Origin of the sequence: Streptomyces sp. NPDC001480 (assembly GCF_042894725.1) — a bacterium.
Lineage (GTDB): Bacteria > Actinomycetota > Actinomycetes > Streptomycetales > Streptomycetaceae > Streptomyces.
Genome location: NZ_JBIAVX010000001.1, coordinates 57,497 through 80,892, shown reverse-complemented (window position 1 = coordinate 80,892; position 23,396 = coordinate 57,497). Strand labels below are relative to the sequence as shown.

Annotated in this window: 15 protein-coding genes, 1 pseudogene and 1 riboswitch; of the genes and pseudogenes, 5 read left to right on the top strand and 11 right to left on the bottom strand. The window is 74.3% G+C overall.

What is annotated here, in order from left to right; translation table 11 throughout:
* Positions 1-51 precede the first annotated feature (51 nt).
* The 5 genes from ACFY01_RS00415 to ACFY01_RS00395 form a co-directional block, all read right to left on the bottom strand.
* A complete protein-coding gene (locus ACFY01_RS00415) occupies positions 52-2,658 on the bottom strand; it encodes a SpoIIE family protein phosphatase (RefSeq protein WP_390733381.1) in 2,607 nt (868 codons plus the stop codon).
* Positions 2,659-2,928: 270 nt separating this feature from the next.
* Positions 2,929-5,451 (bottom strand): SpoIIE family protein phosphatase, encoded by a 2,523-nt coding sequence (locus ACFY01_RS00410; RefSeq protein ID WP_390733380.1) that lies wholly within the window; start codon positions 5,449-5,451, stop codon positions 2,929-2,931.
* 129 nt (positions 5,452-5,580) lie between these two features.
* The gene (locus ACFY01_RS00405) at positions 5,581-6,267 is read right to left on the bottom strand and encodes a 2-phosphosulfolactate phosphatase (protein WP_390733379.1); all 687 of its coding nucleotides are present in this window, start codon (positions 6,265-6,267) and stop codon (positions 5,581-5,583) included.
* A 44-nt stretch (positions 6,268-6,311) separates the two neighbouring features.
* Positions 6,312-6,599, bottom strand: coding sequence for a DUF1232 domain-containing protein (locus ACFY01_RS00400; protein WP_390734010.1), 288 nt, complete (start codon positions 6,597-6,599; stop codon positions 6,312-6,314).
* A gap of 57 nt (positions 6,600-6,656) precedes the next feature.
* Positions 6,657-7,838: a hypothetical protein gene (locus ACFY01_RS00395; RefSeq protein WP_390733378.1), complete on the bottom strand. Its 1,182-nt coding sequence runs from the start codon at positions 7,836-7,838 to the stop codon at positions 6,657-6,659.
* 311 nt (positions 7,839-8,149) lie between these two features.
* On the opposite strand from ACFY01_RS00395, the gene ACFY01_RS00390 reads away from it, so the two are divergent.
* On the top strand, positions 8,150-8,905 hold the full coding sequence (locus ACFY01_RS00390; RefSeq protein WP_390733377.1) for a DUF4097 family beta strand repeat-containing protein: 756 nt from the start codon (positions 8,150-8,152) through the stop codon (positions 8,903-8,905).
* A 4-nt stretch (positions 8,906-8,909) separates the two neighbouring features.
* On the opposite strand, the gene ACFY01_RS00385 is transcribed toward ACFY01_RS00390, so the two are convergent.
* From ACFY01_RS00385 to ACFY01_RS00370, 4 genes and pseudogenes are all read right to left on the bottom strand, one after another.
* The gene (locus tag ACFY01_RS00385; RefSeq protein ID WP_390733376.1) at positions 8,910-9,875 is read right to left on the bottom strand and encodes a DUF1152 domain-containing protein; all 966 of its coding nucleotides are present in this window, start codon (positions 9,873-9,875) and stop codon (positions 8,910-8,912) included.
* Positions 9,876-9,939: 64 nt separating this feature from the next.
* Positions 9,940-11,304, bottom strand: a complete 1,365-nt coding sequence (locus tag ACFY01_RS00380; protein WP_390733375.1) for an FAD-dependent oxidoreductase — start codon at positions 11,302-11,304, stop codon at positions 9,940-9,942.
* A gap of 202 nt (positions 11,305-11,506) precedes the next feature.
* Positions 11,507-13,396, bottom strand: a complete 1,890-nt coding sequence (locus tag ACFY01_RS00375) for an NlpC/P60 family protein (RefSeq protein WP_390733374.1) — start codon at positions 13,394-13,396, stop codon at positions 11,507-11,509.
* A gap of 8 nt (positions 13,397-13,404) precedes the next feature.
* Positions 13,405-13,575, bottom strand: a riboswitch (cyclic di-AMP (ydaO/yuaA leader).
* Between the two features lie 214 nt (positions 13,576-13,789).
* Positions 13,790-14,599, bottom strand: a pseudogene (locus ACFY01_RS00370) (PP2C family protein-serine/threonine phosphatase); the annotation flags it as partial.
* Between the two features lie 311 nt (positions 14,600-14,910).
* On the opposite strand from ACFY01_RS00370, the gene ACFY01_RS00365 reads away from it, so the two are divergent.
* Together ACFY01_RS00365 and ACFY01_RS00360 are read left to right on the top strand one after the other, a co-directional pair.
* The gene (locus tag ACFY01_RS00365) at positions 14,911-16,938 is read left to right on the top strand and encodes a DUF1996 domain-containing protein (protein WP_390734009.1); all 2,028 of its coding nucleotides are present in this window, start codon (positions 14,911-14,913) and stop codon (positions 16,936-16,938) included.
* Between the two features lie 114 nt (positions 16,939-17,052).
* On the top strand, positions 17,053-17,676 hold the full coding sequence (locus ACFY01_RS00360; RefSeq protein ID WP_390733373.1) for a GNAT family N-acetyltransferase: 624 nt from the start codon (positions 17,053-17,055) through the stop codon (positions 17,674-17,676).
* 15 nt (positions 17,677-17,691) lie between these two features.
* On the opposite strand, the gene ACFY01_RS00355 is transcribed toward ACFY01_RS00360, so the two are convergent.
* Positions 17,692-18,393, bottom strand: a complete 702-nt coding sequence (locus tag ACFY01_RS00355) for a lipoprotein (protein WP_390733372.1) — start codon at positions 18,391-18,393, stop codon at positions 17,692-17,694.
* A gap of 225 nt (positions 18,394-18,618) precedes the next feature.
* Here ACFY01_RS00355 and ACFY01_RS00350 point away from each other — a divergent pair, with 225 nt between their 5' ends.
* Together ACFY01_RS00350 and ACFY01_RS00345 are read left to right on the top strand one after the other, a co-directional pair.
* Positions 18,619-19,944, top strand: coding sequence for a lipase family protein (locus tag ACFY01_RS00350; RefSeq protein WP_390733371.1), 1,326 nt, complete (start codon positions 18,619-18,621; stop codon positions 19,942-19,944).
* Between the two features lie 88 nt (positions 19,945-20,032).
* Entirely contained in the window at positions 20,033-20,491 is a 459-nt protein-coding gene (locus ACFY01_RS00345) for a flavodoxin family protein (protein ID WP_390733370.1), read from the top strand.
* A gap of 415 nt (positions 20,492-20,906) precedes the next feature.
* Here ACFY01_RS00345 and ACFY01_RS00340 read toward each other — a convergent pair whose 3' ends face one another.
* On the bottom strand, positions 20,907-23,375 hold the full coding sequence (locus ACFY01_RS00340) for a Helicase associated domain protein (RefSeq protein ID WP_390733369.1): 2,469 nt from the start codon (positions 23,373-23,375) through the stop codon (positions 20,907-20,909).
* Positions 23,376-23,396: the final 21 nt, after the last annotated feature.

The following is a 23,396-nucleotide window of genomic DNA, read 5'->3' as shown; positions in this document are numbered from 1 at the left end:
TCGTCTGCCGGCCCGGCTCTCCCGGCCCTTCCCTCCCGACGGCCCGCCGTCTCAGGGCAGCGCCTGCTCCGCCCAGATGATCTTGCCACTGGGGGTGTAGCGGGTGCCCCAGCGCTCGGCGAGCTGGGCGACGAGGAACAGACCGCGGCCGCCCTCGTCGGTGGTCGCCGCGTACCGCAGATGCGGCGAGGTCGTGCTGCTGTCGGACACCTCGCAGATCAGGGCCCGGTCGTGCAACAGCCGTACGCCGATGGGCCCGCGGCCGTAGCGGATCGCGTTGGTGACCAGCTCGCTCAGGATCAGCTCCGTGGTGAACGCCAGGTCGTCCAGCCCCCACTCCGCCAGCCGCGCGGTCACCGCGCCCCGTACCTCCGAGACGGCCGCCGGCTCGGACGGCACCTGCCACTCGGCGACCCGGTCGGCGCCCAGCGTGCGGGTACGGGCCACGATCAGCGCGACGTCGTCGCTCGGCCGGGCCGGCAGCAGGTCCAGCACCGCCCGGCAGGTGTCCTCGGGCGAGTCCCCGGCCCGCTTCAGAGCGGTGCGCAGCAGTTCCAGGCCCTCGTCGATGTCCCGGTCCCGGTCCTCGACCAGCCCGTCCGTGTACAGCACCAGCCGGCTGCCCTCCGCCAGCTCCAGCTCGGCGGCCTCGAAGGGCAGCCCGCCCAGACCCAGCGGGGGCCCGGCGGGCACCTCCGGGAAGTCCACGCTCCCGTCGGGCCGGACCACGGCGGGCGGGGGATGGCCGGCCCGGGCGACGGTGCAGCGGCTGGCGACCGGGTCGTACACCGCGTACAGGCAGGTCGCCCCGGTGACCACCGCGCTGCCGTCCGCGGGGGTCTCGTCCTGGTCGATGCGGGCGACCAGCTCGTCCAGCAGGGCCAGGAGCTCGTCCGGCGGCAGGTCCAGCGCGGAGAAGTTGTGCACCGCCGTGCGCAGCCGCCCCATGGTGGCCGCCGCGTGCAGCCCGTGCCCCACCACGTCCCCGACCACCAGCGCCACCCGGGCCCCGGACAGCGGCAGCACGTCGAACCAGTCCCCGCCGACCCCGGCCTGTGCGGGAAGGTAGCGGTAGGCGATCTCCAGGGCGCTCTGGTCGGGCAGGGAGCGGGGCAGCAGGCTGCGCTGGAGGGTGACCGCCATGCTGTGCTCGCGGGTGTAGCGGCGCGCGTTGTCGATGGACACCGCCGCGCGGGCGACCAGTTCCTCGGCGAGGGCCAGCTCCTCGGCGTCGAACGGATCGGGCTTCTGCGACCGCCAGAAGGTCGCCACGCCCAACACCAGACTGCCCGCCCGCAGCGGCACGGTGATCAGCGAGTGGATGCCGTACTCCACGACCTGCTCGGTGCGCTCCAGGTCCTGCGCCAGCCAGCCCGGTGCCTCGCGCAGCCGGGGCTCCACGACCGGCTGGCCGGTGGCCAGACTGCGGGCCTGCGGCGAGCTCGCCACGAACCGGATGCGCCGGCCCACCTGGTACAGCGGGGCGTCCGTGCGGATGCCGCTGCACGCGGTGCGGCGCAGGGCGGTACCCGGCCGCGGCTCCGACCCCTCGATCACGGCGTCGAACAGGTCCACGGTGGCGAAGTCCGCAAACCGGGGCACGGCCAGTTCCGCCAGTTCCTCGGCGGTGCGGCGCACGTCGAGGCTGGTGCCGATGCCGACCCCCGCGTCGTACAGCATGTCGAGGCGTTCGCGGGCCACCTCCGCCCGGCCGGACAGGGCGCGCAGCTCCGTGGAGTCGCGCAGCGTGGTCACGCTGCCGGGCGGGCCGCCCCTGAGGTCCGTCGGCCGCTGGTTGATCGCCAGCAGCCGGTCCTTGACCAGGCGCACCTCGTCGGTCACGACCCGGCCCGAGGCGAGCAGCCCGGCGGTGTCGGCGTCGAGGCCGAGGTCGAGCACATGGCGGGCCTCGGCGTCCTCCGGCAGGTCGAGCAGGCGGTGCGCCTCGTCGTTGGCGAGCAGCAGCCGGCCCTCGCCGCTGACGATGAGCACACCCTCCCGGACGGCGTGCAGCACCGCGTCGTGGTGCTCGTACATGCGGGTCATCTCGGACGGGCCGAGGCCGTGCGTCTGCCGCAGCAGGCGCCGGCTCACCAGGGCCGTGCCCGCGGTGGCCAGGGCCAGCGCGGCCGCGGCGGAGGCCAGCAGCAGCGGCAGCTGCTGGTCGGCGGCGCCGCCGACGTGCGCCGTGGTGATACCGGACGACACCAGGCCCACGACGGAGCCGTCCGGTGCCCTGACCGGGACCACGACCTGCACCAGCGGCCCGATGGTGCCGTTGACGTGTTCGGTCACGACGCGCCCGGCCTGCGCGGGCGCGATGGTGCCGACGAACTTCTTGCCGATGCGGTCCGGGTTGGGATGGGTGTAGCGGATCCCGTTGGTGTCCATCACGACGACGAAGTCCACCCCGGTGGCCTTGCGGGTCGCCTCGGCCCTCGGCTGGAGCAGGGCCGTGGGGTGCTCGCTGCGCAGGGCCGCGACCGTGCCCGGGGCGTTGGCGAAGGTCTGGGCGACGGCGAGGGACCGGTTCTGCGCCTCCAGGTCGCTGTCGTGCCGCACCTGGAGGACCTGAGCCACCACGGCCGACACGACCAGCAGCAGCACGATCACCACTTGCAGCACGAACACCTGTCCGGCCACGCTGCGTCGGCCCATCGACCGCAGCCTGCCGGCCCCTTCGCGGCGCGGTCCGGTGCCGTCCTGCCGCGGTGGGAGCGGTGCCTGCGGTTCTCCGGACCCACGGACCGGCCGTAGCGCGATCCGGCCCAACAGTCGGACCATGAGCCCATGTCTACACTGCCCGGCCCCCCGAGGCGAGAGGCAGCTCATGAGATGACTGCCTGTGATCGGCGGCGCCGGTGCGCCGGAAGCAGGGGGGACCGGGGTGTCATGTGCCGGGGGCATGGGCGGCGGCGCGGGTACGGATCATCCCGGTCGCCCGGGGGCCGGGCGGCGGGTGGCCAGCAGCAGGGCGACGTCGTCGGGACGGTCGGCGGCGTGGCGGGCCGTGGCGGTGAGGCGGTCGGCGACGCCGGACAGGGAGCGGCCGCCCCGGCGCCCGGCGGCGGCCCCGGCCCGGGCCAGGGCCACGCGCAGCGCGCCGATGCCGACGTCGATGTCCGTGCCGGGCCGCTCGACGAGCCCGTCCGTGTACAGGGCGAGGATCGCGTCGGGCTCCAGGGTCAGTTCCGCCACCGGGTACTGCGCGTGCGGATCCACACCGAGGACGACACCGCCGGGAAGGTCCAGGACCTGGGCGCGCCCGTCCGGGGAGCGCAGCAGCGGCGGCAGATGCCCGGCACGGGCGACCCGGGCCGCCCCCGTGGCGGGGTCGAGGCGCAGGTAGCAGCAGCTGGCGAACTGCCCGGGGTCGAGATCGATGAGCAGCCGGTTCGTACCGCTCATGACCTCGTCGGGCGGACGGTCCCCGAGCGCGAAGGCCCGCACCGCGCTGCGCAGCTGACCCATCGTCGCCGCCGCCTGCACGCCGTGCCCCTGGACGTCCCCGATGACCAGTGCCAGGCCGTCCCCGGCCTCGACCACGTCGTACCAGTCCCCGCCGACGTCCATGCCCTGCGTGCCGGGCAGATAGCGCCCGGCGGTCTCCACCTGCGGGTGCGTCGACAGCCGCCGGGGCAGCAGCGCCTGCTGGAGGCCCCGGGCGAGGGCCGCCTCGGTGTCGTAGCGCTGCGCCTTCTCCATGGCGTGCGCGATCAGCCCGGCGAGCGCGGTGAGGACCGTGCGTTCCTCCGTGCTGAACCCGCGCGACCGCTCGAAGCCCAGGATGCAGGAGCCGACCGGCCGCCCCGAGGCGATCAGCGGCAGGAACGCCCGGGCGCCCTCCGTGGCGTCCAGGGGGATGCCCGGGTAGGCCGCGTTCAGCAACTCCATGGACTCGAAGAAGATGGGCCGGCCCGTGGTGAGCGTCTCGACGCCGGGCAGCCTGGCGTCCAGGCCGACGCCCTCGAACGGGGCGAGGAAACCCTGCGGGAAGCCGGTCTCCCACGCCAGGTACAGGTGCCGCTCCTGGAGCAGGTAGATCGCCAGCCGCCGCCCGCCGAACGCGGGCAGCAGTTCCCGCATGACGACCTCCGACACCTGGCGCGCGGTGACCGCGTCGGTCAGCGCGATGGCCAGGGCGATGGGCCGGTACAGGGGGGCCATCGAGGGACCGGCCGGCGGGTCGCCCGGAGCGGGCCGGGCCGGCGGCAGCTCGACGTGGGTGTCCGGTGGCGCGTCGATCCGGTCCGCCGGGACGACGGTGCAGGTGAGGGTGTCCGGACCGGCGTGCAGGGACAGCGCCAGCCAGTCGCCCTCGGCCTCGGCCTCGCCGTCGTCTTCGTCCGGGGGCCGCCGGACGTGGAAGTGCACCGGCTCGGGGGAGAGGAGGGCACCGCGGATGTGGTCCTCGTACGGCGGCCGGCTCAGCCACGGCACGGCCTCCCTGAGGGAACGCCCGAGCAGCCGCTCCCGCTCCTGGCCCAGCAGGCGTGCCGCGGCCGGATTGGCGTACACGACCACACCCAGCCGGTCCAGGCAGAACACCCCCTGCGGCAGCGGGTCGGCCGCCGCGCCGGCGGACGGGGCGGGGCCGGGGTCGAGGACGAGGCCCCGGACCAGGGGCGTGCCGGCCCGGTCCGCCGGGGGCCACAGCTCCAGCAGCCGCGCGCTCCCGTCGGCCGCCCGGACGTGCAGCGGCAGCGGTGGCGGCGTGCCGTCGGCCGTGTCGCCGAGCGCCGTCATGATCTGGTGGACGTCGGCCGGGGCCAGCGCCTGAGCGAGCGCTTCCCCCGTCGTGGCGAACTCCCCGGGAACCGCGCCCAGCAGGTCGTGCAGCCGGCCGTCCGCGGTCACCGCGGAGGTCGCCGGGTCCCAGGTGAACCGTCCGACGGGCCAGGGCACCGGGCGGGCCGCGGGCGGCCGCACGCACAGCGGTTCCCCGTCCCAGACCAGGGTGTCCTCGTCACCGTCCGCCAGGGCGCGCAGCTCGGCGCCCAGCTTCTCGGCCAGGGCGGCCAGCCGGTCGGGCTCGGGCAGGTCGTCGCCCGAGTCCGTGGCGGCCGGCCGCAGCACGGTCAGTACGCCGAGGGCCGACCTCGCCCCCGGCACGGGCATGTAGAGCGACCCGAACTGGAACGGCAGACCGGCCGCGAGCTGGGGATAGCGGCGTACCGTCTCCGTGGCGTTCGGCAGCACCACCTGGACGCCGAACCGGTAGGCGTCGGCGACCGGAAAGGGCTGCTTGACGTGCAGCTGCCACCAGGGCCGGAACAGCGGTCCGGGCAGCCCCACCAGCACCGCCAGACGCAGCAGCGTGGGCGTGCCGGAGCGCAGGTAGACGCCGCTCACGTGCCCGCCGGCCGTGCCGAGCGCCTGGGTGGAGGCGTCGACGAGCAGCCGGGCCAGCCGTCCGCGGGCCCGGTGTGCCTGCTCCCCGCTCCCAGTCATCGGCCTCTGCCCCGTCCGTGCGCCGCCGGGTGGGTGACACAGCAAGAATGCGTCACGACGGCCGAGAAACGCACCTGGGCGGACGGTACGAGTCCGAGCCCTGCCGTGCGGCGGCGACGCGGCCGGCGGTCAGCGGGCCGGCACCGCCCTGAGGGTCAGCCGTCCCTCCTCCCGTCCGGCCACCATGGCGAACGCGCAGGTGTCCACCTCCAGGCAGAGCTCCATGTCCTCGGGGTGGACACCCGCCCAGCCGCGCCGTACCCCCTCGGCGAGGCGGGCGGCGCCGTCGGAGTGCCGGGCGCGGGCGAGGTAGGGCGCCGGGTCGGTGGTGCCGGAGCCGGCGCGGGCCGCGATGTACTGGGCGCAGGCCAGGTCCTCCTCCGCCCGGCCGCCGTCGCCGGTGACGACGAAGGTGACCGCCGCCGGCTGTTCGCGGCGCAGGAGTTCCGCCGTGGCGCCGGCCACCGCGAAGCTCGCGCACAGCAGGAGCGGGGCGTCGGCGACCGCGAGGGCGCCCACGGTTCCCGCGGTGGTCTTCTGCACCACGGTTCGGCCCGTCACGTCGAGCGAACGGAGCTGGGCGGGGGAGTTGGCCAGGTCGAAGCCGGGCGCCGGGGCGCCGTCCTGGAAGGCCAGCCAGCCGGGGTGACGGGACTTCAGCTCCAGTGCCTCGTCGGCGGTGTCCGTGAAGACTATCTTCTCCGCCCCCTGCCGGAGGGCCCCGGCGGCCACGGTGAACGCGCGCATCACGTCGATGACGACGGCGGCCCGGGGCGTCGTGGACACACCGGTGATTGAGGTGAACGTCGATCGCATCGCACCATGATGAGGCGGCGCGCGGCGCGCCCGGGCCGGCCGGATCAGGATTCGGCCTCGTCCGGCGGCAGCGGCCGGGCGGCGCGCATGCTGCGCAGGGCGAGCAGCAGGACGCCGATGTCGTCGAGGTACACGGGGTCGGGCAGCAGGTCGGTCGGCAGGACCAGGTAGAGGACGGCGCCCCAGAAGACCCAGCGCGAACCGGTGGGAAGGCCGGCCCGGCGCAGGGTCCGCCGGGTGCGCACCAGTCGTACGAGGACGGCGAGGGCCGCGGCGAGCAGGGCCGCCGCGACGACGGCGGCGACCACGAGCCAGGTGGTGGGCACGTCCACGTCCACGCCAGCCTCCTCCTCGCGACCTCGTGTTCCCCTACGCCTTCCCCGAAAGGGTCACGAAATCCGGTCGGTCTCCTCCGCGTCGTCCTCCCCGGGGTCGTCGGCGTTCCGCGCGGCGGGGAGGGCGGGCGCCGGACGCAGTGCCCTGGCGCCGACCTTGAGGCGCTCGAAGGTCCGGGTCAGCTGCTGCAACGGCGAGGCCGGGGGCGCGGCGGCGGGCGGCTCGGGCGGCGGGGCGGGGGCGTCGCGGAAGGCGGCCAGGGCCTCGCCCGCGCGCTCGGCGGCCTCCCGGTAGAGGTCGCGGGACTTCGTCATGGCCTCGAGCGCCTCGGCGTACCGGGCGACGAGTTCCCGCTGACGGGCCAGCTCCTCCTCGAGGGTCCGCAGCGTCCACTTCTCCCGCAGGCCGGTCAGCGCCTCCTCGGCGCCCTCGGGGAGCGGCCGGGGGAGGGTGGTGAAGCGGCGCAGTACGCCGATGAGTTCGGCCGGTTCCGAGCCGTCCAGGAAGATGCTGCGCACCGAGTGGTCCCGGCCGTCGTATCCGGGCGGGGCCGGCTGCGGCGGGAGGAGCACCGCGCCGCCGCGGGGCACCTCGACGCCGAGGTCCTTCAGGGCGTAGTTGACGGCGCGCAGCTGGTGCGGGGCGGCCCGGTGCTCCACGACCCGGTGCCGCAGCCCGGGTGGCAGCAGCCGCGTGAGCGGCAGCCTGCCGTGCTCGTCCGGGGTCATCGCCTCGTGCACGACGAGGTTGACGCACCAGGACTCGCGTGCCGTGTCGCGCAGGACGCGCCGCATCTCCTTGTCGTCGGCGGGGAGCGGGTTGACCTGGCGGAAGCGCAGGTCCGGCACGACGTGGTGGTGGTCCCAGGCGGTGGCCGTGCCATCGGGGTCGTCCGGCCAGAACATCGTGGCGGGCGACGGCCACGCGTCGTCCCACGGGCGTTCCGCCTCGGCGACGAGGGTCCACTCCCGGCCCTCCTCCCGGCTCTGCGGCGGCAGCAGGGTCAGGCGGGCCCTGACCGCCACGCCGCCGTCGACCCGCCAGCGTGCCTCGAAGACCCGTCCGGGCGTGTCCTCGGGATCCGGGGGTTCGGTGAAGTCGTCGAGGACCTCGTCCACCTTCAGCCGGCGCAGCGTGCGGCGGAGGACGTCCTCGGAGATGGACCCGGTGTGGCGGCCGCGGGCCAGCCACACGGTTCGGGGGGTCGTGGCGCGGTCGGTGGCGGAGTTCGACATGAGCCAATCTGCGGAGGGGGACGGTGGGTGCCCTCCAGTATCGCGGTCGGTGATCGCCAGACGTAGGGCGGGGCCCCCGCGTTTCGCGGGGCTCGCGGTGCGCGCACGGGGTGTGCGCGGCGCACTGCGAGGGGTGGTCGTTCACACATGCCCGTGATCCATCCGGGGCACGACAATGGGAAACGGACGGGGTCCGCCCACCATCCGCTCAGGGGCGGACCCCGTCCGCCCGTCATGCCCGCGCCCCGGTCCGGCCCGACGCCGCACGCCCCCGTCGCCATGGACCCGCGCCGCCGGGGAAGCCGTTCGGCATGGACACCACGACAACGGCCCCGCGGCGCCCGGCCGTTCTCCTCGCGGTCCTGCTCGCCGCGACGACGGGCTGCGGCGGCGGGGACCACCAGGACGCGCATCCGCTCGCGGCGCTGCCGGGCGGCCCCGCGACCGCCCGCCTGGTGATCACCACCGACAACGGGCTCCGGCTGCGCCCCGCCGACGGCGACGCGGCCGACGTCGACCGGCGTGTGGACCACCGCTGGTCCCACCACGGCGGCACCTGGGTGCTGGACCTGTCCTGCCCGGCCCACGGCGACCGGGCGGGACGGTGCCCCCGCATGCCCGAGGTGGACGTCCCGGCGGGTACGGCCGTCACCGTCTCCGCCCGCAACGCCGGCATCGACGCGGCGGGCGTGTCCGGCGCCCTGGACCTGACGACCGTCAACGGCGACGTGACGGTGACCCGCTCGGGCCGGGCCGGGGCCGCGGTACGGCTCGCCACCCGCAACGGCTCGGTACGCGCGACCGCGCTCGGCGCGAAGCGGCTGCGGGCCGGCACGGTCAACGGCGACCTGGACCTGGACTGTGCCACCGCGCCGGACTCGGTCACCGCCGCCACCACCAACGGCTCGGTCCGCGTCTCTGTACTGCACGACGCGCCGGCCTACCGGGTCACGGCCACGACGGCGGGCGGCCGCCCCTCCGTCACGCTCCCCTCCGCGTCCGCGTCCGCCGACCGGCGCATGACCCTCACCACCGTCAACGGGGACGTCACGGCGGCCACCGGATGACCGTTCAGTGGGGGAAGGCCCGGGGCGGACGCTGCCGGGGCAGCTCGTCCCGGAACCGCTGGATGGCCGAGCTGATCTGGCGCATCAGCGCCGTGCCCTCCAGCCGGTCGAGGTAGAGGTTGCGACGGGCGAGACCGGGCGCGTCCACGCAGAAGTACACCGACATCAGCGGGTTGACGAACAGCTCGCTGTCCCTGGTCCGTTCGGTGAACCGCACGTCCCCGAAGCCGCCGCGCACGGCGGCGGCGACGGAGCCGTTGACGATGCTGGGGTGGCTCGGGGTGCGTCGCTGCGCGTGCTCCACCGCGTCGAGGTAGAGGGCGCCCTCACGGCTCTCCCGCGGCAGCGAGAACGCCCCCAGATACGCGCCGTCGCGCTCCAGCGCGGCCAGGTTCTCCAGGACCAGGGAGTGGTTGACGCCGTGGTAGGCGTCCACTCCGAAGCCGAGGCAGGCCACCAGCCGGTGCGGGACCTCGTCCAGCCCGCCCACCGCGGCCAGGCTGGCCATGTCCTCCTCCGGAGTGCCCAGCCCGTGCTCGTCGCCGCGCATCAGGATGTCGGTGCCGCCGTCGACCAGCACCACGGCGTCCACCCCGCCCAGGTGGGCGAGCAGGGTGCGGTAGGCGGCCCGCAGCGGCTCCACACCGGTGCGCGGGAAGGCGTACACGGTCGAGGGCAGCCCCTGCCCGTCGAGCCACTCGGCGAGCGTGCGCTCCGGGAAGTAGTCCCCGCGCAGCGCGGTGTCGGGCCGCACGGCGGCGACGTCCTGCTCGACCCACACGTCCAGGTCCAGGCCGTACAGGTCGGCGAAGGACAGGCTCGCCAGATGCACCTCGGCGCCGGCCTCCCGGAGCGCGAGGGCCAGGGGGAGACCGGCGTAGACGTCGAAACCGCCGCCCGCGCCGGCGATGAGCACCCGCCGCGCGTCGCGCAGGCGGGTGAAGAGAGCGGGTTCACGCAGGGAGAGCACCGCAGGACGCTAACAGACCGTGTGGCCTGGCAGATCAGCTTCTCGCGGTGCCCCCGGCCGGGCGCTACGCCCCGCTCTCCCGCAGCATGTCCTCACGCTCGACGATCTTCACGCGTTCCCGGCCCTGAGGCTCGCCCAGCGCCTTCTCGGCGGCGTCCAGGCGGTACCAGCCGTCCCAGGTGGTGAAGCGGACGTTCCGCTCGGCGAGGAAGGCGTCGACGGCCTCCGGCGCCGGGGTGGCGGGCGTGTGCAGCCGGCCGTTCGTGTAGTCGTCCAGGAGGTTGGCCACGGTCTCGCTGGCGTCGCCCTTGGTGTGGCCGATCAGGCCGACCGGACCGCGCCGGATCCAGCCGGTGACGTACGTGGACTTCAGGTGCGTGCCGCCCTCCTCGACGACCCGGCCGCCCTCGTCGGGGACGGTGCCCGACTCGAGGTCCCAGGGCAGCTTGGGCAGCTTGTCGGAGAGGTAGCCGACGGCGCGGTAGACCGCCGTGACGTCCCACTCCTTGAACTCGCCGGTGCCCTTGACGTTGCCGGTGCCGTCCAGCTCGGTGCGCTCGGTGCGCAGGCCGACGACCTTTCCGTCCTCGCCGAGGATCTCGGACGGCGACTCGAAGAAGTGCAGGAACAGCTTGTGCGGCCGGTCGCCGACGTCGCGGATCGCCCAGTTCTCCAGCGTCTTGGCGACCATGTCGGCCTGCTTGTTGCCGCGCCGGGTCTCGATCGAGCCCTCGTCGTAGTCGATGTCCTCGGGGTCGACGATGACCTCGATGTTGGGGGAGTGGTCCAGCTCGCGCAGCTCCATCGGGCTGAACTTCGCCTGGGCCGGGCCGCGACGGCCGAAGACGTGGACCTCCAGGGCCTTGTTGGCCTTCAGGCCCTCGTACACGTTCGGCGGGATCTCGGTCGGCAGCAGCTCGTCCGCCGTCTTGGCCAGGATCCGGGCCACGTCGAGCGCGACGTTGCCGACGCCCAGGACGGCGACCTTCTCGGCCTCGAGCGGCCAGGTGCGCGGCACGTCCGGGTGACCGTCGTACCAGGACACGAAGTCGGCGGCGCCGTAGGAGCCGTCGAGGTCGATGCCGGGGACCGGCAGCTCCCGGTCGGCCGTGGCGCCGGTGGAGAAGATCACGGCGTCGTAGAAGTCGCGCAGGTCGTCGAGGCTGATGTCGCCCGGGTAGTCCACGTTGCCGAACAGGCGGATCTGCGGCTTGTCGAGGACCTGGTGCAGGGCCGTGATGATGCCCTTGATGCGCGGGTGGTCGGGGGCGACGCCGTAGCGGATCAGGCCGAACGGGGCGGGCATCCGCTCGAAGAGGTCGATGGACACGCCGGGCTCGGCCGCCACCTCGGACTTGAGCAGGGCGTCGGCGGCGTAGATCCCGGCCGGGCCGGCTCCGACTATGGCTACCCGCAGCGGGCGCGGCATGATCAGGTTCCCTTCGAGCGATGACAGGCGACTCGATCGGGAAGCCTAAACTAAGGCAGTCCTAAGTTAGTACACGGGTCCCGTCTATGAGCTCATAAACCGGTCTTATGCCCTTGCGCGGTGCGGACACGACCGTTCGCCGCATCGCGCACCGCGCGGGGAGACCCCTGCTCGACCACTACGAGAGCCGGCGCGGCCGGTCTCACGCGGGCCGTATCACCCGGAGAATCGCCGCCTCCCCGGCACCGTAGACCGACTCCTCGCGGATGTACGCGCCCTGGCCCGGGGCGTGGATCATCATGCCGTTGCCGGTGTAGAGGCCGACATGCCCGGCGTCCTGGAAGAAGATCACGAGATCACCGGCCTGGGCCTCACCCAGCGCCACCGGTGTCCCGGCGTCCGCCTGCTCCCGCGCGGCCCGCGGCAGCGCCACGCCCGCGGCTCGCCAGGCGGCCTGGGTGAGACTCGAGCAGTCGTAGGAGTCCGGCCCGGTCGCACCCCACACACAGGGCCGCCCGATCTGCGCCCGCGCGAACGCCAGCGCCTTCGCGGCCCTTCCCTCGTAGGGGACGGGGACGGGGACGGGGACGGGGGCGGGTGCCGGCGCGGGTGCTGGGGCTGCGACCGCGACAGGGGCCGGTGCGGGTGCGGGTGCGGGTGCGGGTGCAGGGGGCGGCGTCGGGGTCGCGGCTGGGGCTGCGACCGGAGCTGCAACCGCGACCGGTGACGGGGGCACGGGGCTGGGTGCGGCGAGAGGGGTGGTGGTGGCGAAGACACCCGGGGCGGCCCAGGGGGGCGGCGTCGCGGCGAACGCTCCGCTGTCCGTGAGGGGATTGGGGACGCTGAAGGTGCCCGTGCTCGTGACGGGGGTGGGGGCGGTGACGGTTGCCGTGGCGGTGAGGGGGGCCGCGGCGGGGTCCGTTGCGGTGTTCGCGACGGGGTTGGGGACGGCGAAGGCGCCGCTGTCCGTGAGGGGGTTGGGGACGCTGAAGGTGCCGGTGTTCGCGACGGGGTTGGGGACGGCGAAGGCGCCGCTGTCCGTGAGGGGGTTGGGGACGCTGAAGGTGCCGGTGTTCGCGACCGGGTTGGGGACGCTGAAGGCGCCGCTGTCCGTGAGCGGGTTGGGGACGCTGAAGGCGCCGCTGTCCGTGAGCGGGTTGGGGACGCTGAAGGTCCCTGTGCTCGCGACCGGGTTGGGGACACCGGCCATCGCGCCCCTCCCGGCCGTCGCACCTCTGCGGGCCGCCGCTCCGCCCGTGGCGGACAGTCCCCCACTGAGCCCGGACCACTGCTGGCGCAGCCACTCCTGCTCAGCGGGCTGGAGGGCCTGCTCGGGGTCGCCGCGCCAAGGCTGCGGGGCGGGGGGCGCGGGCTCGGCCGCGGCACGCGGTGCGGGCGCGCCCGGCTGGGCGATCCGGCGGGAGAGGAGGTCCCGGGCCGCGGCGAGCTTCTTCTGGTTCTTTTCCTTCGAGGCCAGCGGCGAGGACCGCCGCGGCTCGGCCGCGGGCAGCGCCAGGGGGGCCTCCTGCCGCGGCTCCGGCACGGCGGGCAGCGCGGCGACGGGCCCTGCGGTCAGCTCCGCCCTGGGACGGGCCGTCAGCTCCGGCACGGCGCGTCCGCCCGCCTGCCCGGAGGTCCCGGCGGTCAGCTCCGGCAGGATGCGCTCGGCCGCTTCCAACAGCTCTTTGGGGACCGGCACGTTGGTGCGCCGCCCGGCCGGGCGCTGCGACGACCGGTCCGCGGGCAGCACAGCGGGAACGGAGGGGCCCAGTTTGGAACGTGCCCCCGTCATCCACTGCCGGGCGATGTTGTCCAGACCGGCGGGACTGGTCGAGCGCTGTGACGGCCGGTCCGACGGCAGTACGGCGGGGGAGGTGGGGCCCAGTTTGGAGCGGGCCCCGGTCATCCACTGCTGGGCGATGCTGTCCAGACCGGGATCGTTCCCCCTGTCCGGCCTGCGCAGGCGCACACCACGACCGGGCGTTCCCCCCGATGTCGCGCGGGTCGCGTTGAGGTTCCCCGTGGCGCTCTCGGTCTGGTCGTAAAGGCTGTCGATTCGCTGCCGAACCTCGTCGCGGCTTTCGCGCGCCATGGGGGACGTACTCCTTCCGTGCTCCGCCTACCGGGTTAGCTGGCGGGTTCGGGCGGTCGATGGTGGAAGGCATGCCCTACGGCCCTGCCCCGTCGGGCGGTCGGGCCGATTCACCCCAAGTCGGTTGGGTCCCCGGCTCCGTTGCCCTGCGGGGACAGCGGATTCGGCGGAGGCCGCGCGGCCCGGCGAGGTTCGCCGGGGGGAGCCGTGCGGTCTGGACGCCAACTTAGCCAACTTGTGTGGCTGGTGTGAAGGTTGAAGCGCGGAATGTCCGATACGTAATTGTGATATTCATCTTGGCGCTCGTGACCATCCGGTGAAGGTGCCCGGAGGAGCATACGGAATCCCGCCGCATGGCCACATGACGACGTCTCACGGCCGCGTGATGACATCTCACAGTCGCATGATGACGAGCGCGGTGTCGTCGGTCGCCCCCTCCCTCGGGAGCAACTCCCGCAGGACGGTGTCGGCGAGTCCTCCGGGTGCGCGTCCCGGTGCCGGCCGACGGTGTCGGCGAGGCGCGCCGGCCCGACGTCCATGTCCTCGCGCCGCCGCTCGACCAGGCCGTCGGTGTACAGGACGAGGAGCGCGCCCTCGGTGAACCCGGTGCGTGCCTCGGGCCGGGGCCGGGGGTCGGGCCGGGCGTCCAGCGGGGTGTCGGTGGCCCGGTCGAGGAACTCCACGGTGTCGTCACCGTGGACCAGTACGGGGGGCGGGTGGCCGGCGCTGCTGTACATCAGGGTGTGCCGCTCGAAGTCGATGAACGTCGTCACCGCCGTCGCCGACTCCGCGCCGTCGAGCACATGGGCGTACTCCCCCAGGGCTTTCAGGGCCTGTGCCGGGCCCTCGGTGACGCGGCAGGCCGCGCTCAGCGCGCTGCGCAGCTGCCCCATCACGCACGCGGCCCGCAGACCGTGCCCGACCACGTCCCGACCGAGACGCCGATGCAGTCGCCGCCGCCCCGGTCGACCAGGTCGTACCAGTCCCCGCACACGTTCAGCGCGCCCACCGCGGGCCGTTAACGGACGGCGGCGCGGTGGCCTGCCACCGCCGGCGGGTGGGGAGCATCGCCTCCTGGAGGGCGAGCGCCACCTTCCGGTCCCGGGCCTGGGCCCGGCGCAGCTGCTCGTTCAGCTCCTGCAACTCCCGGGCACGCCGGACGGTATCCGCCATGGCCCGCCGCCCAATCCGACCACCGGTACGGGCTCCGTTTCCCACGAAACCGGAGCGTGGGCGGTGGGATGGGCGTAATCGTCCAGGTTTCAACGAATACCTGCCCCTATTACCGTCCGCGGCCGACCCCGGTCCCGAGCGGACCAGCCGGGCGTGACCTGGGTTTCCTGTGAGTTCACGATGAATCGGTGAGGTGCTTGAACACATCCGGGTCCGGCTCCGTATGGGACGGGGGCTTGCCATGCCGGCCGGCCACGAGGTGTGGGAGTGGTTCTGTGGGACGCAACAGGCGCAGACGCCCGACAGGTGCACGGCGCGCGACCTTCGCCGCGGTGGCTCTGATGCTGGGCGGGGGTGGACTGGTCGCGGCGAACGTCTACGCCTCGGCGACCGAGGGCGGCACGGACGCCCGGGTGCTCCAGGCGGGCGGCTGGGGCCCGGGGTCGGCCACCATCGACTGCCCGGACGTCGGTAGCCGCCTGACCTCCGTCCCGGACGACGCCAGGGCGGACGTCGACCGCGAACTCGCCCTGCTGGACCAGCAGGTGTCCGCCGCCTACCAGCAACTCCAGGCGTCCGCGCAGGCCGTCAGGCAGGACCCGGGGTCCGCCGACGGTACGATCATGAACCCGCTCAAGGAGAAGCGGAGCGCGGCCATCGAGCGCATCGCCACCGCCATCGACCGTGTCGGCGACCGCCCGCAGGGGCTGGCGGACATGGCCGCGTGCACCCTGCGCCCGCCCGCCCAGCAGGGCGGCGCCCAGGGCGGCCAGAACAGCGGCACCCAGAACCAGGGCGGCGAAGGCCAGAACGGCAACGGCCAGAACGGCAACGGTGGCTCCGGCCAGGGCGGCAACGGCCCCGTGGCCGCCGACTACACGGACATCACCACCGTCCAGCCCAACGTCCAGGCCCCGGCCCCGCAGGCCGACGCCTCGCGCGGCACGTTCACCTCCAGCTGCGGTGTCAACGCGAACGGCCTGTTCAACTCCGACAACGTGATCGTCGCCCCCGGCGTCACCAACGGCGCCCACCACTTCCACGACTACATCGGCAACCAGTCCAACAACGCCTTCGCCAGCGACGACGACCTCGCGAACGCCGACACGAGCTGCGTGGACCAGGGCGACAGGTCGACGTACTACTGGCCGGTGCTGCGCCTCCAGAACGGCACCAGGGAACGCGACGCGAACGCCCCCGGCGGCGGCACCGAGGGCAACGCCGGTCAGATCGTCACGGCGAAGGACGTCACGCTCACCTTCGAGGGCAGCCCCCGCGGCAAGGTCACGGCCATGCCGCGCCTGCTGCGCATCATCACCGGTGACGCCAAGGCCTTCGTCAACGGCCCCGCGAACGCCAACGCCTCCTGGAGCTGCACCGGTTACGAGGACCGGCAGCTGAAGGACAAGTACCCGCTGTGCCCGTCCGGCAGCGACGTGGTGCGCACCTTCCGCTTCCAGAGCTGCTGGGACGGCCGGAACATCGACAGCGCCAACCACCGCACCCACGTGGCGTTCGCCGACGCCGAGGGCAAGTGCCCGGGCGGCTTCCAGGCCATCCCGCAACTCGTGCAGCGCATCGTGTACGACGTCACGGCACCGAGCCTCCAGGACGGCGGCCGGACGCATCCGCTGTTCGCCGTGGACTCCTTCCCGGAACAGCAGCACAAGCCGGTCACGGACCACGGCGACTTCATCAACGTCTTCGACGAGGGCCTGATGCGGGAGATGGTCGACTGCATCAACTCGGGCCGCACCTGCGGCGCGGGCGGAAAGCCCGGCGGCACGCCGTCGCCGAGCGCCGACGCCTCACCCGGCGACGGCGGACAGGCGAACCCGGGCAACGGCGGGGGAGAGCAGCCCACGCAGCAGCCTTCCGAGCAGCCGTCGGCGCAGCAGCCGACGCAGGAGCAGCCGCCGTCCACGGAGCAGCCGTCGTCCCAGCGGCCGTCCACCGAGGCGCCGTCCACCGAGGCGCCGTCCACCGAGGCGCCGAGCACGCAGCCGGCGGACGACCCCGGTACGGCCCCCGCCCCGGCCCCCACCACCAAGGCGCCACGGGTCTTCGCGACGACGTCGTCCACCCGGAACCCCTCGGCGGCCCCGAACCGGCACGGTTCGCACCACAGCGGTGCCGGCCGGTCCACCCCGTCCTCCGAGCCGTCGACCACCGCCGCGGCGGAGCCGTCCGCCACCGCCGGACAGACGGCGCCCCAGACCGGAGCCCAGACCGAGCCCCAGACCGAACCGCAGGCCCAACAAGGCAGCCTTGCCGAGACGGGGGCACACCTGTGGCCCGGCGCGCTCGGCGCGGTGCTCCTGATCGCGGGCTTCGTGGTACTGCGCCGCGGCCGGCGTTCCGCGAGGTGACAACCGGTCGGCTGACGCCGGACTCCTGAGCCGGGCGTCCGGGGGCGCGAAGCCCCCGGACGCCCGCGGGAACCGGGTTGTGGGAGCGCTCCCGTAGGCGTCAGGGTGTCGCTCATGGATGCCAGCCCACACCTGCGCCCGTACCGACCGTCCGACCGTGCCGCGGTCGCCGAGGTGTGCGTCCGCACCGCCCACAACGGCGGCGACTCGCGGGCCCTGTATCCGGACCAGCGCCTGATGCCGGCTCTCTTCGTCGAGCCCTACTGCTTCCTGGAGCCGGAGCTCGCCTTCGTCCTGGACGACGGGCAGGGGCGGCCGGTGGGATACGTCGTCGGCACGGCGGACACGGAAGGGTTCGTCGAGGCCTTCCGTGACATCTGGATCCCGCGAGTGGCCGACCGCTACCCCAGGCCCTCGGCGGCGCCGCGCACGCCGAGCGAGGAGATGGTGTCGCTGCTGCACCGGCCCGAGCGGATGCTGCTGCCGGAACTGACCGGCCACCCCGCGCACCTGCACATCGACCTGCTGCCGCGATGGCAGCGGCGCGGCCACGGGCGCCGGCTGATGGACGCCCTGTTCTCGGCGTTGCGCGAGCGCGGGGTTCCGGCCGTCCACCTGGGCATGGTGACCGCGAACACCGCCGCCCGCGCGTTCTACGACCGCCTCGGCTTCGAGGTGATACCGGTACCGGACCCCGGCCCCCTCACCTACCTGGGCCGGTCCACCCGCCCGCTGTGACGGACGGGCCCGGGCTCAGGCGATGCGCAGGCTCCGCTTCGCCAGTTCGTACGCCGGGAGCATCTGCTCGTGCTCCTCGCTGTCCATCCCGCCGAGGTGCAGTACGACCGGGCCGTCCTCGGTGGTGACGGCCAGCGCGCTCTCCTTCTTGGACTCGTCGAGGAGCTTGCTGGTGTAGACGTACTCGACCTCGACGCCGGAGACACCGCCGGACTCGAAGGCGCGGTACTTCTCCTTGCTCGTGTTGTCCTCCGCCGCCACGAAGGACCGCAGCACGGCACGCGCGTCCGCGTCGCCCGGCTCGCCCTTCCACACGCGCAGGAAGCCGATGTTCCCGGCCGGCTTCGCGTCGACCTCGCAGGCGAGGGTGACCGGGCCCTGGTGGAGCAGCGCGTCGGCGAGGTCGCCGGCGAGGTCGTCGTCACCGTCGGAGCTGTCGGCGGGGCTCGCGTACTTGCCCACCTCGACCGCCTTGGGCTTCCAGTCCTTCGCGATGTCGAAGGTGACGGGCAGCTCGCAGGCCGAACCGGCGGCGCCTATGCTGCCGCCGGCCTTGGCGGGCGTGCCCGCCGCTCCGGTACCCCGGCTCGCCGCCGACGCGCTCGAGGACGCCTTCGGGTCGTCCCCGTCCGGCGTGCTCGCGCAGCCCCCCAACACCGCCGCCAGCACCATCATCCGAGCCACTGTGCCCCGCACGGCCCCCACCTCGACGCGCACCGCCGTAACCCCCTTCGGTTGAGGTCGCTCACTGTAACCGAGGGCACTGACAGCGGCGTACGCGATTACGAAGGGCCGCCGCCGGACCGTGCGTTCGCTGACGGTCAGTCACCTTACTGAACCGTAATATCCCGGGTGCTACCGCCGGTAACACCATCTGACGTACGGTTCCGCCCAGCCGCTTCGGAACGACAGCCCCTCCTCACCCCACTCAGGAGGTCCGCCATGCCCGCCCGAACCCGTCTACTGGCCCTCGCCGTCACCGCCGCCGCCTGCCTCGGCGCGCAGGCCCTGCCGACCGTCCCGGCCGCCGCGTCGGACACCGTGTTGTCCCGCGGCGTCACGATCCCCGCCTTCTACGACCCGCCCGCCGCGCTGCCCGCCGCCGACGGCGCCCTCGTCCGCAGCGAACCGCTGCCGCTCGCGCTGAGCCTGCCCGGCATCCCCGGCCCGCTGCCGGGCCGGGCGACCCGCCTCATGTACAGGTCCACCGACTCCGGCGGCGATCCGGTCGCCGTCACCGGCGCCTACATCGAACCCGCCGCCGACTGGAAGGGCGGCGGAGCCCGTCCGCTCGTCGCCGTCGCCCCCGGCACGATGGGGCAGGGCGACCAGTGTGCCGCCTCCCTCGGCCTGGAACATCCGCTCCAGCTCAACGGCCAGACGGTGTCGGTCGGTTACGAGGACCTGTCGATCTACCGGCTGCTGGCCGAGGGCGTCGCCGTGGTCGTCACCGACTACGTCGGCCTGGGCGCGACGGACCGGCTGCACACGTACGTCAACCGCGTCGACGGCGCCCACGCGGTGCTGGACGCCGTACGCGCCGCCCGCGCCCTCACCGGCGCCTCGGTCAGTGCGGGCTCGCGGATCGGCCTGTACGGCTACAGCCAGGGCGGCGGCGCGACCGCGGCGGCCGCCGAACTCCAGCCCGCCTACGCGCCCGACGTCGTCCTCGCCGGCACCTACTCGGGCGCGCCGCCCGCCGACCTGACCGAGGTCACCGAAGCCATCGACGGCAGCGACCTGGCCGGCGCGCTGGGCTGGGCGGTCAACGGCTTCCTCCAGTCCGACCCGGCCCTGAAACCGATCGCCGAGGCCCACCTCGACGCGGCGGGCGAGGCGGCGCTCGCCGACCTGTCCACCATGTGCGTCGGCGACGCACTCCTCGCCTACGGTTCCGCGCACAGCACGGCCTGGACGAAGGACGGCACGTCGCTCGGCGACATCATCCGGTCCGAGCCCGCGCTGAGCGCCTTCCTCGACGACCAGCGCATCGGCGGTACCAAGCCCGCCGGTCCGGTCCGCGTGGCGACCGGCGTCAACGACAACCTCGTACCGCACGCGCAGGCACGCCGGCTCGCCGTCGACTGGTGCCGTGAGGGTGGCGACGTCACCTATGCGCCGATCGACGTGCCCGCCACGGGCAGCGGTCTGCTCAACCACCTCGGTCCGCTGCTCGCCGACCAGGGCGACGCGCTCTCCTGGCTGACCGACCGCCTCTCCGGCAGGCCCACCCTGTCCAACTGCTGGAGTCTGCCCGTACAGCCCTGACGGCCGAGCGACCTTGTGGCCCGTTGCCTTGTGGCCTTGTGGCCTTGTGGCCTTGCGGCCGGACGGCGGGCCGGGGCAGGGTGCGGTGGTGCCCACCTTGCTGATCGTCCACCACACGCCCTCGCCCAACTGCCAGGCCCTCTTCGAGGCCGTCGTCTCCGGGGCGACGGCCCCGGAGATCGAGGGGGTCCGGGTGGTCCGCCGCGCGGCGCTGGCCGCCACCGCGTCCGACGTGCTCGCCGCCGACGGATACCTCCTCGGCACGCCCGCGAACCTCGGCTACATCTCCGGGGCGCTCAAGCACTTCTTCGACCAGGTCTACTACCCGTGCCTGGACGAGACGCGCGGCCGTCCCTTCGGCACCTACGTGCACGGCGGCAGCGATGTCACCGGCGCGCTCCGCGCGATCGACACGATCACGACGGGCCTCGGCTGGCGGCGGGCGGCCGACCCGGTCACCGTGACCGGCGAGCCCGCCAAGGCCGACATCGAGGCCTGCTGGGAACTCGGCGCGACGGTGGCCGCGGGGCTGATGGACCCGTCCTGATCGGCCTGCGGTCCGCGCCTCGCGTACCCCGTGGGCGGCGGTGCCGGCGGACCGGCGGCAGGAGGGAACCGGCACCGAGCGGGCGGCCGCGACCCGAGCAGGCCCCGGTCGTGGCGGCGCCACCGGCCGAGCCCGTGTCGGAGGGCTTTCGAGCGTTGGTCGGGCGGGCGGCAGGACACTCGGGGAGGCGCCGAGCCGGTGTGGCCAGGAGCCGTGCCGCACGGCGGTGTCGGCCGCGGCGCGGCCGGTTCCGGGCAGCCGACCGGCCGTGTCCGGGAGTGGCTCCGCCGGTGTCGAGGAGCGGCCCCGCCATCCGGTGATGCCGACGCCGTCGGCCCGGGGGTCACCGGCCAGTCCGGTGGCCGCTGCCGGGCCGGGCTGGGCCGGGCCGTCGGGTGTGCGGCGCACCGCCGCGTCACGTCCAGCGCATCCCGATGCCGGACAACTGCTCGACCCGCTCGGGGGCCAGCGTGGCGGCGCGGGAACGCTGGTTGCTGATCCATGAGCCCAGCCTGACCGGGTGCTCCTGTTCGCCGTCGGGCAGGACGACGGTCTCGACGTGCTTGCGGGGCACGATCAGATGGCCCTCGCGCCGGTAGAACTGGGTGGCGGCGGCGAGGTTGACCGCCCACTTGTCGGCGTGGGAGACCCGCGGCGGGGGCCGTTCCTCCTCGGCGGCGGGCTCGACACCCAGCACCTGCTCGCACAGCCACTGCTGCCCGGCCGTCAGCCCGGCCCAGCCCAGCCGTTGCGCGCGCACCCAACGGCCGAGGTCCTCGCCCTGGCGTACGGCCTCGCCCGGCGCGACGGGCAGCCGGCCGCCCTCCGCCAGGTGCAGCCGGGTGAGGTGGAAGCGGCGCTGCCACTCCACCGGCCAGGCCGGGCACCACGCGGGGTCGATCTCCTCCAGCTGCTCCCGGCGCTCCTCGGACAGCGCGCCGGGCGCCGCTTCGGCCGCCGGGTCCTCCGCCGCCCTGCGGGCCGCGGCCCGCTGGTTCTTCAGCCAGATGCCGACCTTGAAGCCCTGATGGACGGCGTCGTGCGGGGCGAGGAGATGGCCGTGCTCGCCGGCCCAGCCGCGGGCCGCGGCGAGCCCCTCCTCCCAGGCGACGTCGAAGTGCGACCAGACCATGCCGAGCCGCTCCAACTGGCGGACCCGGTCGGCGTCCAGGGAGCCGCGCGCGTGGAAGCGGCGGGCGTCGGCGATCCACTGCCCGAGCGGGAACCCCGCGAGTACGGCGGGCCAGTCGTCGGCCTCGGCCGCCTCACCCTCCGGCACCCGGAAGGTGAACGGCACCCGCAGACCGCCGTGGACGCGGGCGTACAGCGTGGCGGCCTCGACGCCGCGCCGCCAGTGCGCGTGCTCGGGGTTGATCACCCGCAGCTCGACGAACGCGGCCAGCTGCGCCGGGTCGCGCGGGGTGGAGAACTTCAGCAGCGCCCGGGCCGGGGCGCTCACGCCCGCGAGGCCCGGCTCGGCGTGCTCCTCCTCGGCGACGGTACGGCCCTTGGCGGCGCGGCTCGGCGCCTGCGGTTCGGCGAGCCGCTCCACGATGCGCGCGTCGTGGGCGCGCAGTGCCTCCAGCAGCCGGGCCAGCCCCCCGTACGCCCGGCTGCTGAGCATGTTGTCGGGTGTCTCGCCCGGCCCGAGCAGCACCGGCACCACCAGCGACGCCGTCTTGCCCTCACCGGGCCGGATGCGCAGGGCCCGGCCCACCGCCTGGACGAGGTCCGGCATGGAGCCGCGTACGTCGGCGAAGTACACCGAGTCGCAGTGCCGGGTGTCGACGCCCTCCCCGAGGACTCGCACCGAACTGAGGAACGCCCTGCGCACCCGGGTCCCGTCGGTGGTCTTCAGCCGGGCGAACGCGTCCAGGACCCGGCGCCGGTGCGGGGGCGGATGGTCGCCGCACAGCCAGTCGGCCCAGACCGCCCGTGGATACCGCCGGGGTTCGGCCGCGTGCAGCCGGGCCGCGACCTCGCCGAGGCCGGCCGCGAAGGCCTCCGCCTCCCGCACCAGGTGGTGGAAGACCAGCGTGCGCCGCAGCCCCTCCTCCCGGGCCGCCTTCAGCAGCGCGGCCTGCAACGCGGCGAGCCGCGCGCCCCGCATCTCGTCCGTACGGCCCTCGACGCCGAGCAGCTGCGCGGCCTGGAGCTGGGTGTCGGTGACGTCGACGCACACCACCTGGTAGGGCGCGCAGATCCCGCGGTCGATCGCCGCCGACAGGGTGAGGGTGTGGCAGCGGGCGCCGAACGGGCCGTCCGGGTCGTCGTCCATGGACGCGACGAGTTCGCCGGGCGCGCCCTGTCCCGTCTCCTCGTCGGGCTGCCACAGACGGGGGGTGGCGGTCATGTACAGCCGTCGCAGCGCCGGGATCCGGGCGTTGTCGTGCACCACCGCCCACGGCTTGCCGATCCGTCCCGAGGTCCGGTGCGCCTCGTCCACGACGATCAGGTCCCAGCCCGGCAGCCCGGCGGCGTGCGCCCGCTCCAGGGTGCCGAGGCCGAGCGAGGCGTAGGTGGCGAAGACCGTGACCCGCTCGAAGGGCCGCACCCAGGCGACCAGCTCGCCCGCGTCGGTGGTGTTGGGGAACGCGGCCTGGTCCCCGCGCAGCGAGGACACCCCGATCATCGGCCCCGTCCGGCCGCCCGCACGCCAGGCGCCCTCGGTCTGCGCGAGCAGGTCCAGCGACGGCACCAGCACCAGCACCCGGCCCGCACGCAGTTCCTCGGCGCTGCGGACCGCCACGAGGGTCTTGCCGGACCCCGTGGCCATGACGACCTGGGTCCGCAGCCCCTGCGGCGGCAGAGCCGCGCCGCCCGGCTGCTGGAGCGCCCGGACCACGGCGTCCACGGCCTCGCGCTGATGGGGACGGAGTCTCACGGGACGACGATAGCGCCGCCC